The organism is Bacillus sp. SIMBA_031 (assembly GCF_046535225.1).
GTDB classification, from domain to species: Bacteria; Bacillota; Bacilli; order Bacillales; family Bacillaceae; genus Bacillus; species Bacillus velezensis.
This window is the reverse complement of record NZ_JAWRXC010000002.1, coordinates 257309-275413: the sequence shown is the minus strand read 5'-3', so window position 1 is coordinate 275413 and position 18105 is coordinate 257309. Positions and strand designations below refer to the sequence as shown.

The following is an 18105-nucleotide window of genomic DNA, read 5'->3' as shown; positions in this document are numbered from 1 at the left end:
ACAGATGGATCTTAAAAAATACGTAACAATTGTGCCCGATTACCCGAAAGAAGGCGTACAATTTAAAGATATTACGACATTGATGGACAAAGGCGACGTATACCGTTACGCCACTGACCAAATTGTTGAATATGCAAAAGAAAAAGAAATTGATTTAGTTGTCGGGCCTGAAGCGCGCGGCTTTATTATCGGCTGTCCGGTTGCATACGCTCTCGGAGTCGGCTTTGCGCCGGTTCGGAAAGAAGGAAAACTTCCGCGTGAGGTCATTAAAGTCGATTACGGTTTGGAGTACGGAAAAGACGTACTGACAATTCATAAAGATGCGATTCTGCCGGGACAGCGCGTGCTGATTACTGATGACTTGCTTGCAACAGGCGGCACGATCGAAGCAACGATTAAGCTAGTCGAAGAACTGGGCGGCGTCGTAGCCGGTATTGCGTTCTTAATCGAGCTTTCTTACCTTGATGGCAGAGACAAGCTTGACGATTACGATATTTTAACATTAATGAAATATTAACCGCATATGGAAAAAAGCACTCGTGTCAGGGTGCTTTTTTCCTATTATTTCATCATCCTGACAGATTCTTTAGGTGTTTTGAACTTCTGCCCTTTACATCTCTCGTTTTTTTCTTGATAATAAACTAATACAGTTTACATTTAAAAAAGGTGATTCCATGGCGAACGAACAAGTATTGACTGCCGAGCAAGTAATAGATAAAGCGCGCACTTATCTGCCGGAGGAGCAGATTGCGTTTGTTGAGAAAGCTTACCTGTATGCGCAAAACGCGCATCGCGAACAGTACCGCAAATCAGGTGAGCCGTACATCATTCATCCGATTCAGGTGGCGGGGATCCTCGTCGATCTGGAAATGGACCCTTCCACAATTGCGGGCGGATTTCTGCATGATGTGGTAGAGGACACGGATGTCACCCTCGACGACCTGAAGGAAGCATTTTCTGAAGAAGTGGCGATGCTTGTCGACGGCGTGACGAAGCTCGGTAAAATTAAGTATAAATCTCAAGAAGAGCAGCAGGCGGAAAACCATCGAAAAATGTTTGTCGCTATGGCTCAGGATATCAGAGTCATATTGATCAAGCTGGCGGATCGCCTTCACAATATGCGGACGTTAAAGCATCTTCCGCAGGAAAAGCAGCGGAGAATTTCAAATGAGACGCTGGAAATTTTCGCTCCGCTGGCCCATCGGCTCGGGATTTCTAAAATCAAATGGGAGCTTGAAGACACCGCTCTCCGTTATTTGAATCCTCAGCAATATTACAGAATCGTCAACCTCATGAAGAAAAAGCGCGCGGAACGCGAACTTTATGTCGAAGAGGTTGTCAATGAAGTGAAAAAACGCGTCGAAGAAGTGAATATCAAAGCGGACTTTTCAGGACGTCCGAAGCACATCTACAGCATTTACCGCAAGATGGCGCTGCAAAATAAACAGTTCAATGAAATATATGATCTGCTCGCTGTCCGTATTCTTGTCGGAAGCATTAAAGACTGCTACGCCGTACTCGGCATTATTCATACGTGCTGGAAGCCGATGCCGGGCAGATTCAAAGATTATATTGCGATGCCTAAGCCGAATATGTATCAGTCGCTGCATACGACCGTAATCGGGCCTAAAGGCGATCCGCTGGAAGTGCAGATCAGAACGTTTGAGATGCATGAGATCGCTGAATACGGGGTGGCCGCACACTGGGCATATAAAGAAGGCAAGGCTGCAAACGAAGAAGCGACATTTGAGAAAAAACTGTCCTGGTTCCGTGAAATTCTTGAATTCCAAAACGAGTCTACCGATGCGGAAGAATTTATGGAATCGCTGAAAATCGATCTGTTTTCTGACATGGTATACGTATTTACGCCAAAAGGCGATGTCATTGAACTGCCGTCAGGCTCTGTGCCGATTGATTTTTCCTACAGAATCCACTCGGAGATCGGCAACAAAACAATCGGGGCGAAAGTGAACGGAAAAATGGTGACGCTTGACCATAAGCTCCGGACGGGCGACATCGTCGAGATTCTGACGTCCAAGCATTCATACGGTCCGAGTCAAGACTGGGTCAAACTGGCGCAGACGTCCCAGGCGAAACACAAAATCCGCCAATTCTTTAAGAAACAGCGCCGTGAAGAAAACGTCGAAAAAGGCCGTGAGCTTGTCGAGAAAGAAATTAAAAATCTTGATTTTGAAGTGAAAGATGTTTTAACACTCGAAAATCTTCAAAAAGTTGCCGACAAGTTCAATTTCTCAAATGAAGAGGATATGTACGCGGCGGTCGGGTATAACGGCATTACCGCTCTTCAGGTGGCCAACAGGCTCACCGAAAAAGAACGGAAGCTGCGTGACCAGGAAGAGCAGGAAAAAATCGTTCAGGAAGTCACTTCCGAGCCGAAACATTATCCGCAAGGGAGAAAACGGGAAGCGGGTGTGCGCGTAAAAGGCATTGACAACCTTCTCGTCCGCTTGTCGAAATGCTGCAACCCGGTGCCGGGCGACCATATCGTCGGTTTTATTACAAAAGGGCGCGGTGTATCCGTTCACCGGGATGACTGTCCGAACGTCAAAACGAATGAAGCGCAGGAACGTTTGATCCCCGTTGAATGGGAGCATGAATCACAGGTTCAAAGACGCAAAGAATATAACGTTGAGATTGAGATTTTGGGGTATGACCGTCTCGGGCTTTTAAATGAGGTGCTCCAAGCCGTAAATGAGACGAAAACCAACATCTCCTCTGTCTCCGGCAAATCCGACCGCAATAAAGTCGCTACGATTCATATGGCGATTTTTATTCAAAACATCAATCATCTGCACAAAGTGGTCGAGCGGATTAAGCAGATCAGAGACATCTATTCAGTCCGGCGGGTAATGAACTAAAAGGAGCTTGCTATGAAATTAGTTGTTCAGCGTGTAACAGAAGCAAGTGTGACGGTTGACGGCGCTGTCGCCGGCCGGATCGGACCCGGCATTATGGCGCTTGTCGGCATCACTCATGAAGATACAGAAGAAGATGCCGCTTACTTGGCGGATAAAATCGTGAATCTTCGGATTTTTGATGATGAAAGCGGCAAGATGAATTTATCGCTTTTGGATACGGGCGGGGAGATTTTATCCGTTTCCCAGTTTACGCTTTACGGCGAAACGAAGAAAGGGAGACGCCCGAATTTTATGAATGCGGCTAAACCGGATCAGGCAGTGCTCCTTTATGAAAAGTGGAACGAACTCCTTCGGGAAAAAGGAGTCAAAGTGGAAACCGGAATATTCGGAGCCATGATGGATGTTCAGCTGACGAATTCCGGGCCGATTACATTGATTATGGATTCTAAACAATAAAAAAGCTGCCGTTCGGCAGCTTTTTTTATGATTGAAAATAATGTTCCAATCCGCTTTCAATTCCGTCTGTCACTTTTTCCTGGTAAGAGCCGCTATGTATGATTGTTTCTTCTTGCGGTTGACTGAGATAGCCGAGCTCATACAGCATGGCAGGCCGTTTATTTTCCCTCAGGACGTAATAATCTCCAAACAGAACGCCGCGATCCGGGATAGGGGAACGCTTCACTACTTCAGAATGGACGTCTGAGGCAAGCTGACGGTCCTTAGACGGACTGTAATAATAAGCCGTGCTTCCTCTCGTTGACGTATCGGCATAGCTGTCATAGTGAATGCTGATAAAGGCATCCGCATTCCGGTAATGGGACGTTGAGACCCTGGCCTGCAGGCTGATAAAAGTATCATCCTGTCTGGTGATATACACGTTTGCACCGGATGCCCGCAATTTTTGGGCCAGCAGCTTAGCGGTTTTAATGGTTACGTTTTTTTCAAACTTTCCGGAGTAGCCGATCGTTCCGCTGTCTTTTCCTCCGTGTCCGGGATCAACGACAATCGTTTTGTTTTTAAGTGAGCCGCTGCCGCCTGACGTGTTGGGAGAAGGTGCTTCGCCTGTTTCCTCACCGCTTTTTGACGTTTGTACGACCCAGTTTGCCACATATGCGGTTTGTCCGTTCTCAAGCCGGACTTCATACCATTTGCCGCTTGAGCCGACAATCGGGTAGGCTGCGCCTTTATCTGCTCTTTTTACGATAGAAGCGGAAGTCGAGGCCGAGCTCCTTAAGTTGGTGCCGCCGTAAACAATATACACTTTTTTCGAGGAGCCTGAGCCCGCAGAACCGTCTCCCGAGCCGGATGCGCTGTCCGATGAGTCAGAATCCTTTATGATGTAGTGGCTTGCTGCCCAGCCTTTTTGCCCGTTTGCTTCAATTTTCAGCCAGCCGTGGTCTTCACTTAAAATGGAAACCTTTGTTCCGCGTGATAATTTAGTCATAATCGCTGAATCATGTGACGCTGCACTTCTGACATTCAATGAAGAAACGCCGACCGTCCCGTTTTTTGACCCGCTTCGGGCCGAAGTTGCTTTCGTATCCGATCCGCCGCTGTCCGCGGTGACGTATTCGGAAGAAACCCATCCGGTTGTGCCTTGATAAGAAATGTTCACCCATCCGCTGTTCTTGTCCAGCACGGATGCATGTGCGCCTTGCGGAAGTTTGCCGATGACTTCATAAGATGTCCCCGGGCCTTTTCTGATGCGGAGGTCAGGATCGGTCGAAGTGACCGTTCCGCTTGTTGCGGATGAATTGTCTGCTCCCCCGGCTGTTTTTGATATCAGCCAGGAAACGACCCATCCGGTTTTACCGGGGCTCAGCTGAAGCTGCACCCAGTCTCCCTCTTCTTTAGCGATCGGGTATCTTTCCCCTTTTTTTACTTCAGCCTTAATTCCATAGCTCAGGCCGGGACCGCCTCTGACATTGATCTTGTCTGTCGCGATGACCGCTTCTCCCTCTGCGGCGATTGCGGTGTGGAATGACGGAAGAAGCGCTGTGATGATGACGCCGCATAAAATAAGAGCAAGAGTTCTCTTCTTCATGGCTGTCCTCCTTTCTGAACTAACTAAAATACATTCTTGTATAATATCGTATTTTCCTTGCTGAATGTTAAATAAAAATAAAATGGTTTGTTTATACTAGTCATAAATACAGCGAAAAGGTGTGCAAATCATGAAATATCAACCAAAAATGGGACGCGCGCTGCACGATGCGGAAGGAAATCTGCACTTCAGTGATCAGAGCGACAGAGAAAAGGCGGGTTTTCTTGAAGAGACGGCGACGGAGTTCGGTCTCTTATCGAAAGAAGCGGTCGCAAGGAAAAACAGACGGAATAAAACTTGACAGGGGAGTGCAATCCCATTATTATAATAGAAATTGATGTACATAAGTCATGATAACGATTTTGAACCGATAATGGAGAAGAGTAGGTCAGAATGCATGGAGAAGAGAGGAACCGTCCCGGGCTGAAAGCGGATCCGCACTGCATCTTTCTCGAAACAACACTCCGGAGGTTCCCTGCTGAACGCTTTCAAGTCATTAGGCAGCGGACGTGAACCTGCGTTAAAGGTCAGAGCGGGGATGCTTCGGCATTCCAACTAGGGTGGCACCACGGGTATAACTCTCGTCCCTACTATACATGTATAGTAGGAACGGGAGTTTTTTTATTTGAAGAAAGACATTAAGGAGGCCTGTAACATGGCATATCACATTCCAAGAGGCACACAGGACATACTGCCGGGTGAATCAGACAGATGGCAGTTCGTCGAACAAATTATGAGGGAGACGTGCCGCACTTATCAATATAAAGAAATCCGCACGCCGATCTTCGAACATACGGAATTGTTCGCAAGAGGCGTCGGTGAGTCTACAGATATCGTGCAGAAAGAAATGTACACGTTTGAAGACCGTAAAGGGAGAAGCCTGACGCTTCGGCCGGAAGGAACGGCTGCCGCAGTCCGCGCGTTCAATGAAAATAAATTATTTGCGAACCCGGTGCAGCCGACGAAGCTTTATTATGTCGGACCGATGTTCCGTTACGAACGTCCGCAGACGGGGCGTTTCCGCCAATTCTATCAATTCGGAATTGAAGCGATCGGCTCCAAAGATCCGGCCGTGGATGCAGAAGTCATTGCGCTTGCGATGAGTATTTACCGTAAAGCCGGTTTGAAACATGTCAAGCTTGTGCTGAACAGCCTTGGTGACCAGGAGAGCCGCAAATTCTACCGGGAAGCGCTCGTCAAACATTTTGAACCGCGCATCGGAGAATTTTGCTCAGACTGCCAGTCGCGCCTGCACACAAACCCGCTCAGAATTCTTGACTGCAAGAAAGACAGAGAGCATGAACTGATGAAAACGGCTCCGTCCATTCTTGATTACTTAAATGAAGAATCAGCCGCTTATTTTGAGAAAGTAAAACAATACTTAAACGATCTCGGCATCCCGTTCGAAATAGATCCGAACCTTGTCAGAGGGCTTGATTATTATAACCATACCGCTTTTGAAATTATGAGCAATGCCGAAGGATTCGGAGCGATTACAACCCTTGCCGGCGGGGGCCGCTATGACGGGCTTGTTGAACAGATCGGCGGACCTGAAGCGCCGGGTATCGGATTTGCGATGAGCATCGAACGTCTGCTGGCAGCCATTGACGCTGAGAAAACAGAGCTTCCCGTCAATCAGGGGATTGACTGCTACATCGTGACGCTCGGAGAAAAAGCGAAGGATTATTCCGTTTCCCTCGTGTACAAACTGAGAGAAGCGGGCATCTCAAGTGAAATCGATTATGAAAATAAAAAGATGAAGGGCCAATTCAAAACGGCTGACCGTCTCGGCGCACGTTTTATTGCGATTTTAGGGGAAGATGAGCTTGCCCAAAATAAAATCAATGTAAAAGATGCGGAAACAGGAGAGCAGCGTGAAGTGGTGTTAGACGAGCTGATACAAGTGTTAAAGGCAGATCAAAAGCAGTGAAGGAGAGGAACGCTATGTTTGGAAGAACATATTATTGTGGCGAGATAACTGAAAAAGCGATTGGCGAAACCGTCAAACTGAAAGGGTGGGTGCAGAAGCGGCGCGATCTCGGCGGCTTGATTTTCATTGATTTGCGTGACCGCTCGGGTATTGTACAAGTCGTGTTCAACCCTGACGTATCGAAGGAAGCCCTTGCCGCAGCGGAAGCAATCAGAAACGAATATGTGCTTGATATCGAAGGCACGGTTTCTGCCCGTGAAGAAGGCACGGTGAATCCCAACCTGAAAACCGGTAAAATTGAAATCAAAGCTGAAGCGGTGACGGTGCTCAGTACGGCGAAAACGCCTCCGTTTCCGATCAGTGACCAGGCGGCTGACGTTTCTGAAGACGTCCGGTTAAAACACCGCTATTTGGATTTGCGCCGCCCGGCGATGTTTCAAACATTGCAAATGCGGCATCAAGTCACAAAATCCATCCGCCATTTCTTGGATGAAAACGGATTTCTTGATATTGAAACACCGATTTTAACAAAAAGCTCTCCCGAAGGCGCCCGTGATTACTTAGTGCCGAGCCGGGTGCATGAAGGAGAATTTTACGCCCTTCCGCAATCGCCGCAGATTTTTAAACAGCTTCTGATGGTGTCGGGCTTTGAACGGTATTATCAAGTGGCCCGCTGCTTCCGCGATGAAGACTTGCGTGCCGACCGCCAGCCGGAATTTACGCAGATTGATATCGAAATGTCCTTTATGAGTCAAGAGGACATCATGGCTCTGGCGGAAGAGATGATGGCGAAAGTCATGCTTGAAACAAAAGGTGTTGAAGTACCGCTTCCGCTTCCGCGAATGACATATGAAGAAGCGATGAACAGCTACGGTTCCGACAAGCCTGACACCCGCTTCGGCATGCTGCTGACGGACGTGTCAGACATAGTGAAAGATACTGAATTTAAGGTGTTCTCATCAGCCGTGGCAAACGGCGGCGTTGTAAAAGCGATCAATGTCAAAGGCGCTGCCGGCGACTATTCCAGAAAAGATATCGATGCGCTCGGCGTATTTGCCGGAAATTACGGCGCGAAAGGTCTCGCTTGGGTGAAAGTTGAAGCTGACGGCGTAAAAGGCCCGATTGCGAAATTCTTTGATGAAGAGAAGCAGGCAAAACTGGCTGAAGCGCTTGATGCTTCTGAAGGCGATCTGCTCCTGTTCGGCGCTGATAAGTTTGAGGTTGTGGCTCAATCCCTCGGCGCGCTTCGCTTAAAGCTCGGCAAAGAACGCGGCCTGATTGACGAAAGCCTTTTCAACTTCCTGTGGGTTGTGGACTGGCCGTTACTGGAGCATGACGAGGAAGAAGGCCGTTTCTATGCGGCTCACCACCCGTTTACAATGCCTGTCCGTGAAGATCTTGACCTGATTGAAACGGCGCCTGAAGATATGAAAGCGCAGGCTTACGACCTTGTCTTAAACGGCTATGAACTCGGCGGAGGCTCAATCCGTATTTTTGAAAAAGACGTTCAGGAAAAAATGTTCGGGCTTCTCGGCTTTACAAAAGAAGAAGCGGAGGAGGAATTCGGATACCTTCTTGAAGCCTTTGAATACGGCGCCCCTCCGCACGGCGGAATCGCGCTCGGCTTAGACCGTTTGGTTATGCTTCTTGCAGGCCGCACAAACTTAAGAGATACGATCGCTTTCCCGAAAACGGCAAGCGCAAGCTGCCTTCTTACGGAAGCGCCCGGCGAAGTGAGCGACGCCCAGCTTGAAGAACTTCACCTTTCTGTCAAAAGAAAAGTGAAACAGTAAAGATCAGCAGTTTGTTTCTTGAAAATCAAAATCTGCTGTGATATGATTTTGACAAGTTAAATAAAGTCCTGATGTGTTAGTTGTACACCTAGTTTTGACCGAACATTTTTTTGATTTGGGAGCCCGCATTTTTAAATGGCGTACATGCCTCTTTTCATTCGTTAAGAGGACTTACAAGATTTAAAAAAGGGCACCCACCTGCTGAGAGCGGGTTCAAAACGAAGGAAAGCTGCAACGGCACAATTGGGACTTTATTTTTTGTGCGCTAAAACCAGCGGCTTTTTGACAAGCCGAGTTTATAAAACCAGAATGTGGAGTGAGGTTCTTGTTACATCAGTTTTCCAGAAATGAGCTAGCGATTGGAAAAGAAGGGCTGGACACGTTAAAAAACAGCACGGTGGCCGTTCTCGGCGTCGGCGGAGTCGGTTCATTCGCAGCCGAAGCATTGGCGAGGTCCGGAGTGGGGCGGATCGTGCTTGTCGATAAAGATGATGTTGACATTACAAACGTAAACCGCCAGCTGCATGCGCTCTTGTCGACGGTGGGACAGCCGAAAACAGACTTGATGAAAGCGCGGATCGCGGATATTAATCCGGATTGCGATGTCATTGCCTTAAAAATGTTTTATACAGAAGAGACATATGAGCAGTTCTTTGAGTATCCGCTTGATTACGTCATTGACGCGTCGGATACGATTCATTATAAAATTCATCTGATGAAAGAATGTCTGAAACGGAATGTTCCGCTGATTTCAAGCATGGGAGCGGCGAATAAAACAGACCCGACACGCTTTCAGATTGCTGATATTTCAAAAACCCATACCGATCCGATTGCCAAAGTCGTCCGCACAAGGCTTCGCAAAGAGGGCATTAAAAAAGGCGTACAGGTCATTTTTTCTGATGAAAGCCCGATCGTCATCCGTGAAGACGTCAGAAAAGAAGTCGGGAATGATGAAGCGAAAATCCGCAAAGCGCAAATGCCGCCGTCTTCCAACGCCTGGGTTCCGTCAGTGGCCGGTCTGATTATGGGCGGACATGTTGTCATGGAGCTCTTAAAGGACATCGACATTAAACGGGTTAAAGATAAATAAAAAGAAAAACAGCCTTCTTCAGGAAAGGCTGTTTTTTTATTTGAATCCGCCGTTTACACGAAAGATTTTGGCTGGTATCAAAAAAGACAAGAACACATAGGGTGTCCTTGTCCGGTTATTTTTTCTGCTTCATCAGTTTTTCATACACTTGCTTTATGGCGGCTTCAAATTTCCCCGTTTGTTTCGGTTTATAGTATTGCTTGTTTTTTAACGGATCGGGCAAATATTGCTGTTCGACCCATCCGTTTTCGAAATCGTGAGGATATTGATAGCCGATCCCGCGTCCGAGCTCTTGGGCCCCTTTATAGTGGGCGTCTTTTAAATGTTTCGGCACATCGCCGATTTTACCCGTCCTGATGTCTTTGAGAGCCTCATCAACGGCTGAGATGGCGGAGTTTGATTTTGGCGAGAGGCATAATTCGATTACCGCATTGGCCAGCGGAATTCTCGCTTCCGGAAAGCCGATCCGTTCTGCGGTCTGAATCGCGCTCAGCACCCGGGGGCCTGCCTGCGGGCTTGCGAGGCCGATATCTTCATAGGCGATCACGAGAAGCCTTCTTGATATGCTTTCAAGATCGCCGGCTTCGATCAGACGGGCCAGATAATGAAGGGCGGCGTTTGCGTCCGAGCCTCGGATCGATTTTTGGAAGGCGGATAAGACGTCATAATGCGCATCGCCGTTTTTATCATGAGTATAGCTTTTTTTCTGCAGACATTCTTCCGCTGTTTCCCGTGTAATCCGGACCGTGCCGTCGCTTGATTCCTTTGTGGAGAGCACGGCAAGCTCCAGTGCGTTCAAAGCGGAGCGGACGTCTCCCCCGCACCCTTGTGCGAAATGATCCATCGCGTCGTCGTCCACCGAAACGCTGTAAGAACCGAGTCCCCGGTGTTCATCTGTGAGCGCTCTTTTCAATGCCTGCTTGATCAGATCGGGTGTTAACGGTTCAAGCTCAAATATCTGGGTCCGGCTTCTGATGGCCGGGTTAATGGCATGATAAGGGTTGGCGGTTGTCGCGCCAATTAAAATAATCATGCCGTTTTCTAAATAGGGCAGCAGAAAATCCTGCTTTCCCTTATCAAGCCTGTGCACTTCGTCAAGGATTAAAATGACCTGGCCTGACATTTTCGCTTCCTGTACGACAATCTCCATGTCTTTTTTATTATGAATGACGGCATTCAATTTCCTGAATGCGATGCTTGTCGATCCTGCGATCGCTGTGGCGATGGATGTTTTTCCGATGCCCGGCGGTCCGTACAGGATCATGGATGATAAGTGCTTTGCACGCACCATTCTGCCGATGATTTTATCTTCTTTGACCAAATGTTCCTGGCCGATAATGTCTTCGATATTGGCAGGCCGCATCCGATACGCCAGTGGTTTCATGTACATCTCTCCTTACATATACAGGGTAACGGAAAACGGACGATTAGAAAAGCGAATTGCGGCGGGCCCCGTGTTTCAATGAAAATTAGGATAAGTTATGTTATAATAACAGTTGGTCTATAAGATACTAAACAGATTATTCATATCCATTTACTTGTATAAATTAACAATTAGAATTGACTGGGGTGTTCATATTGAAAATATCGACAAAGGGAAGATACGGGCTCACCATTATGATTGAATTGGCGAAAAAGCACGGAGACGGTCCGACGTCGCTCAAAAGCATCGCCCAAACAAACAGCCTTTCTGAGCATTACTTGGAACAGCTTGTATCACCGCTCAGAAACGCCGGACTCGTAAAAAGCATCAGAGGCGCTTACGGGGGTTACGTGCTCGGGGGCCAGCCTGAAGAGATAACGGCCGGAGATATTATCAGAGTGCTGGAAGGGCCGATCAGCCCGGTAGAAGTGCTTGAGGATGAAGAGCCTGCCAAGCGGGAGTTATGGATCCGCATCCGCGACGCTGTAAAAGACGTGCTGGACAGCACGACGTTAGAAGACCTTGCGAGCTACACGGACGGCGAGCAGGAAGCTTATATGTTCTATATTTAAACCAGAGGTGTACAGACAATGGAACGGATTTATTTAGATCATGCCGCGACTTCCCCGATGGATGAGCGTGTGCTCGAAGAGATGAAGCCCCATTTCTTCGGCAGTTTCGGCAACCCGTCAAGCATTCATTCATTCGGGAGAGAATCCCGGAAATGGGTCGATGAAGCGAGAGCGGACATCGCGCGCGAAATCAGTGCGAAAGAACAGGAAATTATTTTCACAAGCGGCGGCACGGAGGCTGATAATTTAGCGATTTTCGGAACGGCTGCCGCCCGGAAGAATGAAGGAAAGCATATCATTACGACCGCTGTTGAGCATCATGCTGTGTTGCACGCCTGCGAAAAGCTGGAAGAAGACGGCTTTGAGGTGACATACCTTATCCCCGGCCCTTCAGGACGGATCAGTGCAAATCAGGTGAAAGAAGCGCTCCGTGATGATACAATCCTTGTTACCGTCATGTATGGCAATAACGAAGTCGGAACCATTCAGCCGATTGACGAAATCGGAGAGCTGTTAAGCGGGCATCAGGCCTATTTTCACACAGATGCCGTCCAGGCATTCGGTTATATGCCGATTGACGTGAAAAAAAGCAGAATTGACATGCTGTCTGTTTCCGGTCACAAGCTTAACGGGCCTAAAGGGACAGGCTTTTTATATGTAAATCAAGAGGTGAAGCTGTCACCGATTCTTCTCGGGGGAGAGCAGGAACGAAAGCGCCGCGCGGGGACGGAAAATGTACCGGGCATCGCCGGCTTAAAAGAAGCGGTCGTCCTTTCAAACCGTGAGAGGGAAGAGAAAACAGCGAAGTATAAGGAGTTTAAGAACATCATCATGAGCACGCTGGAAAAATCCTGCGTAACAGCGGAGGTGAACGGAGATGCCGAGAAATGCCTGCCTCATATTTTAAACCTTTACTTTCCCGGTGTGCCGGTGGAAGCGCTGCTGGTCAATCTTGACATGGAAGGCATTGCCGTCTCCAGCGGATCTGCTTGTACAGCGGGATCCGTTCTTCCGTCCCATGTGCTTACGGCCATGTTCGGAAGTGAGAGCGGCAGGCTGACTTCGTCAATCCGCCTCAGCTTCGGCCTCGGCAATACGGTGGAACAAATCGAAACAGCCGCCGAAAAGCTTGCCGCCGTCGTTAAACGGCTTGCTTAAAACGGCGGACTTACGTTTTTAATGGAGTGAATGCAAATGGAAAAACGGCCGGAGGATACAAGAGTCGTAGTCGGCATGTCCGGCGGCGTGGACTCTTCCGTGGCGGCCCTTCTGCTGAAGGAGCAGGGCTACGATGTAATCGGAATCTTTATGAAAAACTGGGATGATACGGACGAAAACGGTTTTTGCACGGCGACGGAAGATTATGAAGACGTCATCCGGGTCTGCAACCAGATCGGAATTCCGTATTATGCCGTCAATTTTGAAAAGCAATATTGGGAAAAGGTATTTCAATATTTCCTTGATGAATATAAAGCCGGAAGAACCCCCAATCCGGATGTCATGTGCAATAAAGAAATTAAGTTTAAGGCTTTCTTGGATCATGCTCTGTCACTCGGCGCGGATTATCTTGCGACGGGCCATTACGCCCGCGTGGACAGAAGCGCAGGTACAGTGCGCATGCTCCGCGGCCTGGATGAAAACAAGGACCAGACTTATTTTCTGAATCAGCTCAATCAGGAACAGCTCAGCAAAGTCATGTTCCCGATCGGTGATCTGCAAAAAAGCCGCGTACGGGAAATCGCCAAAGAAGCGGAACTTGCGACAGCTGCGAAAAAAGACAGCACGGGAATCTGCTTTATCGGCGAACGCAACTTCAAAACGTTTCTCAGCCAATATCTCCCCGCTCAGCCGGGCGATATGATGACAATGGACGGAGAAGTAAAAGGGCGTCATGACGGTCTGATGTATTATACAATCGGACAGCGCCACGGTCTTGGAATCGGCGGAAGCGGCGAGCCGTGGTTCGCCGTCGGTAAAGATCTTGAAAAAAACATTCTGTATGTTGATCAAGGATTCCATAATCCGCTTCTGTATTCCGATAAGATCACGGCGACAAATGTCAGCTGGACGCGTCCCGGTCTGATGGACGGCGGCGAAATGACATGCACGGCGAAATTCCGCTACCGTCAGGAAGATCACAAAGTAACGGTGAAAATGACGGGTGATGATGAAGCGGAAGTCATTTTTGACGGGCAGGTACGCGCCGTTACGCCGGGACAAGCCGTCGTTTTTTATGACGGAGAAGAGTGCCTCGGCGGCGGAACGATAGACGACGTTTATAAAGACGGAACAAAACTGTGGTACGTATAACACATGTAAAAAACCTCAACTCGCATGTTGGGGTTTTTTAGCGAAAGGAAGTTAAAAATGGATTATAATAAAATCGGGATTGACGCCATGCAGGAGGGCGATTTTGAAAAAGCGGCAGAGGCCTTTACGAAAGCGATTGAGGAAAACGGGCAAGATCCGGTGCCGTATATCAACTTCGCAAATCTGCTTTCTTCTGTGAACGAACTCGAACGGGCGCTTGCATTCTATAACAGAGCGCTCGAATTGGACAATTCGGCGGCAGCCGCTTATTACGGTGCGGGAAACGTATATGTGATGAAAGAATCGTTTCCCGAAGCGAAGGATATGTTTGAAAAAGCGCTTCGCTCCGGAATGGAAAACGGAGATTTGTTTTATATGCTGGGGACCGTTCTCGTTAAATTAGAGCGGCCGAAGCTTGCACTGCCGTATTTGCAGCGTGCCGTTGAATTAAACGAAAATGACACGGAAGCACGCTTCCAGTTCGGAATGTGCCTCGCAAATGAAGAAATGCTGGATGAAGCTCTGGCGCAGTTTGAGACGGTGATCGAGCAGGACCCAAGCCACGCGGACGCATTTTATAATGCCGGAGTCGCTTACGCGTACAAAGAAAATCGTGAAAAGGCGCTTGAGATGCTGGAAGGCGCAATCGGCATACAGCCTGATCATATGCTTGCGCTTCATGCGAAACAGCTTATCACCCAGTCATAACAAAAGGAGGGAAGGCTCGTGGATCAGCTGAACATCGAAGAACAGCCGTATGTAAAAGGCGTCATTCATACGGTCATTTATCATAATGACACCAACCTGTATACAGTGCTGAAAGTCAAAGTTGCAGAAACGTCTGAGGCGATCGAAGACAAGGTCGTATCCGTAACGGGCTACTTCCCTCTGCTGCAAGAAGATGAGACCTACACATTTTACGGAAAAACCGCCACGCATCCTAAGTTCGGCCTGCAATTTCAGGCTGAACACTTTAAAAAAGAAATTCCGACCACAAAAGAAGGGATCATTCACTACTTATCAAGTGATCTGTTTGAAGGAATCGGAAAAAAAACGGCGGAAGAAATCGTCAAAAAGCTCGGAGACGGCGCGCTCAATAAAATTTTGACGGATGCGTCGGTGCTTTACGATGTGCCGAAAATGTCGAAAAAGAAAGCGGATAAGCTTGCCGGAGAGCTGCAGCGGCATCAGGGGCTTGAGCAGATTATGATCTCTCTGAACCAATACGGTTTCGGGCCCCAGCTATCAATGAAAATATATCAGGCCTACGAAACGGAAACCCTGGAGAAAATTCAGGAAAATCCTTATCAGCTTGTAAAAGACGTTGAAGGCATCGGCTTTGTGAAAGCTGACGAGCTGGGCGGAAAAATGGGTCTGTCAGGAAACCACCCGGAGCGGATCAAAGCGGCAATCTTATATACGATTGAATCGACCTGTCTTTCAGAAGGCCATACGTACATAGAGACAAAGCAGCTGATTATCAATACGCAAACGCTTCTGAATCAGTCAGCTGAAGGCGGCCGCGTCACGGAAATGGATGCGGCTGACGGCATCATCGCCCTCGGGGAGAGTAAGGATATCGTCATTGAAGGAGAACGCTGCTATTTTCCGTCCTTGTTTTACGCGGAACAAAATGTCGCAAAACGCGTGCTCGACATTGCGGCTCAGACGGAGTATGCCGATCAATTTCCTGAATCGGAATTTCTGCTTGCGCTCGGTGAACTGGAAGAACGGATGAATGTTCAATACGCACCAAGCCAAAAGGATGCCATTCAAAAAGCGCTGTCTTCACCCATGCTTTTACTGACCGGAGGACCTGGGACGGGGAAAACGACCGTTATTAAAGGAATCGTGGAATTATACAGTGAACTGCACGGAGTATCGCTTGACCCCGGTGATTATAAAAAAGACGAGACGTTCCCGGTGCTGCTTGCCGCGCCGACGGGAAGAGCCGCAAAACGGATGAGCGAATCTACGGGTCTGCCGGCTGTTACGATTCACAGGCTGCTCGGCTGGAATGGCGCTGAAGGCTTTACCTACAATGAAGATCAGCCGATTGAAGGGAAACTGATCATTATAGACGAAGCGAGTATGCTCGATATCTGGCTCGCCAGCCATTTGTTTAAGGCGCTTCCTAAGCACATTCAGCTCATTGTCGTCGGTGATGAAGACCAGCTTCCTTCAGTAGGACCGGGGCAGGTGCTGAGAGACCTTTTGGCTTCTGAGGTGCTGCCGACCGTGCGCCTGACAGATATTTACCGTCAGGCTGAAGGATCATCCATTGTGGAACTTGCGCATGATATGAAAAAAGGACTACTTCCAAAGGGGCTGACCGCGCCGACTAAGGACCGCTCATTTATCCGCTGTAATTCTTCACAGATTAAAGAAGTCGTGGATCAGGTCGTCTCGAACGCGTTAAAAAAGGGGTATACCTCCAGGGATATTCAAGTGCTTGCCCCGATGTACAGGGGAAAAGCGGGAATTAACGAGCTGAATATGCTTCTTCAAGACATCATGAATCCGCCGAAAGAAAAAAGGCGGGAGCTGAAATTCGGTGATGTCGTCTACAGGACGGGCGATAAAATATTGCAGCTTGTCAACCAGCCGGAAAACAATGTGTTTAACGGCGATATCGGCGAAATCGTGTCCATTTTTTATGCCAAAGAAAATACGGAAAAAGAAGACATGGTCGTCGTCTCGTTTGACGGCAACGAAATCACCTTTACGAAAAAGGATTTCAGCCAGTTTACCCACGCTTACTGCTGTTCCATTCATAAGTCGCAGGGAAGCGAATTCCCGATTGTCGTCCTGCCTGTCGTCAAAGGCTACTATCGAATGCTCAGGAGAAATCTGCTTTATACCGCCATAACAAGAGCGAAAAAATTTCTGATTCTTTGCGGAGAAGAAGAAGCGCTTGAATGGGGCGTCAAAAACAATGATGCCACCGTCAGACAGACGTCGCTTAAAAACAGGCTCACAGAGCAGACTGAAGAGATGGATGCGGAACTGGCCGCCCTGCAAAAAGAGCTGCCGTTCAGTGTATATGATGCGAACATCGGAATGGAAGGTATCACGCCGTTTGACTTTATGGAAGAAAAAGCGTAAATAAAACCCGGAGCATAAACATGCGCCGGGTTTTCGCCTGTGGAAGTCATTTCAAAGTATGCTGCCCGGCTTCTTGGCAAAACCTATACGTGTTCAACAAAAGGTGGTTGATCACACTTTGAGAACATGCCATGCAGCTGAAGGACGAACAGTATATGACGAAAACACCGGGCGCAGTCTCGGGATGATATCGGATGTATGTTTCTCTCTGGACGGCCGGTTTCTCGGTTTCGTGCTGGAGCAGAAACGCCTGTTTCACAACCGCCATCTTTTTTTAGAGGCAAGTGATATAAAAGAGATGGAACAAGAAGCCGTAGCTGCCGGTCATGCTCATTTGCAGCCTTTGCCGAAGAGCTGTTTCACCTTTGAACAGATTAAAATGCAGCCGGTGAAATCGCCCGATGGTGAAATGTTCGGTTTGCTGGAAGATGTATACTTTTGTTTGGACAGGGGCATAATCGTAGCATATGAACTCTCGGACGGCTTCTTTTCAGATCTGGCTGGCAGACGCCAAGTGCGCCGCGCCGCCGATACGCTTATTGAAGCGGGGAAAGAAGGCATCGTCCTGAACGGATAAGAGGTGTAGTCTGTGCTTGTATGTCCGAACTGCAAAAGTAAAGATATCGGCAAAATCGGCGTAAACCAATACTATTGTTGGGGCTGCTTCATTGAGCTGACGGTGGCCAAAGGCAAAATTGCGACACATCAAGTAGAGGAAGACGGCACGTTAAGCAGTCTTGATGATTTGTTTTCTGAAGACGAACGCAGTATCAATTTTTAAAGTTGAAAGGAGATACGCGCGATGGGCAGAACAATGACCTCTCTGTTGGCTTTAGGAGCTGGAGCCGTTATGTATCGTATGGCTTCTCAGTCCGATATGCTGAATAAAAAAGGTATGAAACGGATGAGAAGACGAGTCATGAAAATGTTTTAAGCAGAAAAAAGGATACTTCTCCGGA

At 48.2% G+C, this 18105-nt stretch carries 17 protein-coding genes, 1 other RNA gene and 1 other annotated feature; of the genes, 16 read left to right on the top strand and 2 right to left on the bottom strand.

Features of this window, described 5'->3' with window-relative positions; genetic code table 11:
* Positions 1-4 precede the first annotated feature (4 nt).
* The 3 genes from SB724_RS08240 (at position 5) to dtd (ending at position 3335) form a co-directional block, all read left to right on the top strand.
* On the top strand, positions 5-517 hold the full coding sequence (locus tag SB724_RS08240; RefSeq protein ID WP_003152714.1) for an adenine phosphoribosyltransferase: 513 nt from the start codon (positions 5-7) through the stop codon (positions 515-517).
* Between the two features lie 157 nt (positions 518-674).
* Complete coding sequence (gene relA, locus SB724_RS08235; protein ID WP_003152716.1) at positions 675-2879, top strand: GTP diphosphokinase; 2205 nt, start codon at positions 675-677, stop codon at positions 2877-2879.
* Positions 2880-2891: 12 nt separating this feature from the next.
* Entirely contained in the window at positions 2892-3335 is a 444-nt protein-coding gene (gene dtd / locus SB724_RS08230; protein ID WP_007408194.1) for a D-aminoacyl-tRNA deacylase, read from the top strand.
* 25 nt (positions 3336-3360) lie between these two features.
* Here the strand turns inward: dtd and SB724_RS08225 are convergent, their stop codons facing one another.
* A complete protein-coding gene (locus SB724_RS08225; protein ID WP_410570745.1) occupies positions 3361-4923 on the bottom strand; it encodes an N-acetylmuramoyl-L-alanine amidase family protein in 1563 nt (520 codons plus the stop codon).
* Positions 4924-5053: 130 nt separating this feature from the next.
* Here SB724_RS08225 and SB724_RS08220 point away from each other — a divergent pair, with 130 nt between their 5' ends.
* The 5 genes from SB724_RS08220 (at position 5054) to SB724_RS08200 (ending at position 9736) form a co-directional block, all read left to right on the top strand.
* Positions 5054-5224, top strand: coding sequence for a YrzK family protein (locus tag SB724_RS08220; protein WP_003152722.1), 171 nt, complete (start codon positions 5054-5056; stop codon positions 5222-5224).
* A gap of 60 nt (positions 5225-5284) precedes the next feature.
* Positions 5285-5515: a binding site (T-box leader), on the top strand.
* Between the two features lie 63 nt (positions 5516-5578).
* A complete protein-coding gene (gene hisS, locus SB724_RS08215) occupies positions 5579-6853 on the top strand; it encodes a histidine--tRNA ligase (RefSeq protein WP_224182143.1) in 1275 nt (424 codons plus the stop codon).
* Positions 6854-6867: 14 nt separating this feature from the next.
* Positions 6868-8646: an aspartate--tRNA ligase gene (gene aspS, locus SB724_RS08210; RefSeq protein WP_007408199.1), complete on the top strand. Its 1779-nt coding sequence runs from the start codon at positions 6868-6870 to the stop codon at positions 8644-8646.
* 62 nt (positions 8647-8708) lie between these two features.
* A non-coding RNA gene (gene ssrS / locus SB724_RS08205) (6S RNA) lies at positions 8709-8900 on the top strand.
* A 71-nt stretch (positions 8901-8971) separates the two neighbouring features.
* Entirely contained in the window at positions 8972-9736 is a 765-nt protein-coding gene (locus tag SB724_RS08200) for a tRNA threonylcarbamoyladenosine dehydratase (RefSeq protein WP_044801633.1), read from the top strand.
* Between the two features lie 115 nt (positions 9737-9851).
* Here SB724_RS08200 and SB724_RS08195 read toward each other — a convergent pair whose 3' ends face one another.
* Complete coding sequence (locus SB724_RS08195; protein ID WP_029326053.1) at positions 9852-11120, bottom strand: replication-associated recombination protein A; 1269 nt, start codon at positions 11118-11120, stop codon at positions 9852-9854.
* 194 nt (positions 11121-11314) lie between these two features.
* On the opposite strand from SB724_RS08195, the gene cymR reads away from it, so the two are divergent.
* The 8 genes from cymR to SB724_RS08155 all read left to right on the top strand — a co-directional run bounded on the left by cymR (position 11315) and on the right by SB724_RS08155 (position 18080).
* Complete coding sequence (gene cymR / locus SB724_RS08190) at positions 11315-11731, top strand: cysteine metabolism transcriptional regulator CymR (RefSeq protein ID WP_003152730.1); 417 nt, start codon at positions 11315-11317, stop codon at positions 11729-11731.
* A gap of 18 nt (positions 11732-11749) precedes the next feature.
* Positions 11750-12889, top strand: coding sequence for a cysteine desulfurase family protein (locus SB724_RS08185; RefSeq protein ID WP_265971193.1), 1140 nt, complete (start codon positions 11750-11752; stop codon positions 12887-12889).
* 36 nt (positions 12890-12925) lie between these two features.
* Entirely contained in the window at positions 12926-14041 is a 1116-nt protein-coding gene (mnmA, locus tag SB724_RS08180) for a tRNA 2-thiouridine(34) synthase MnmA (protein WP_012118077.1), read from the top strand.
* An 87-nt stretch (positions 14042-14128) separates the two neighbouring features.
* The gene (locus SB724_RS08175; protein WP_265972401.1) at positions 14129-14749 is read left to right on the top strand and encodes a tetratricopeptide repeat protein; all 621 of its coding nucleotides are present in this window, start codon (positions 14129-14131) and stop codon (positions 14747-14749) included.
* 18 nt (positions 14750-14767) lie between these two features.
* The gene (recD2, locus tag SB724_RS08170; protein ID WP_017418224.1) at positions 14768-17146 is read left to right on the top strand and encodes an SF1B family DNA helicase RecD2; all 2379 of its coding nucleotides are present in this window, start codon (positions 14768-14770) and stop codon (positions 17144-17146) included.
* Positions 17147-17264: 118 nt separating this feature from the next.
* Positions 17265-17723, top strand: coding sequence for a PRC-barrel domain-containing protein (locus SB724_RS08165; protein ID WP_025649674.1), 459 nt, complete (start codon positions 17265-17267; stop codon positions 17721-17723).
* A 12-nt stretch (positions 17724-17735) separates the two neighbouring features.
* Complete coding sequence (locus tag SB724_RS08160) at positions 17736-17927, top strand: hypothetical protein (protein ID WP_003152738.1); 192 nt, start codon at positions 17736-17738, stop codon at positions 17925-17927.
* Positions 17928-17948: 21 nt separating this feature from the next.
* Positions 17949-18080 (top strand): YrzQ family protein, encoded by a 132-nt coding sequence (locus tag SB724_RS08155; RefSeq protein WP_003152741.1) that lies wholly within the window; start codon positions 17949-17951, stop codon positions 18078-18080.
* Positions 18081-18105 lie beyond the last annotated feature (25 nt).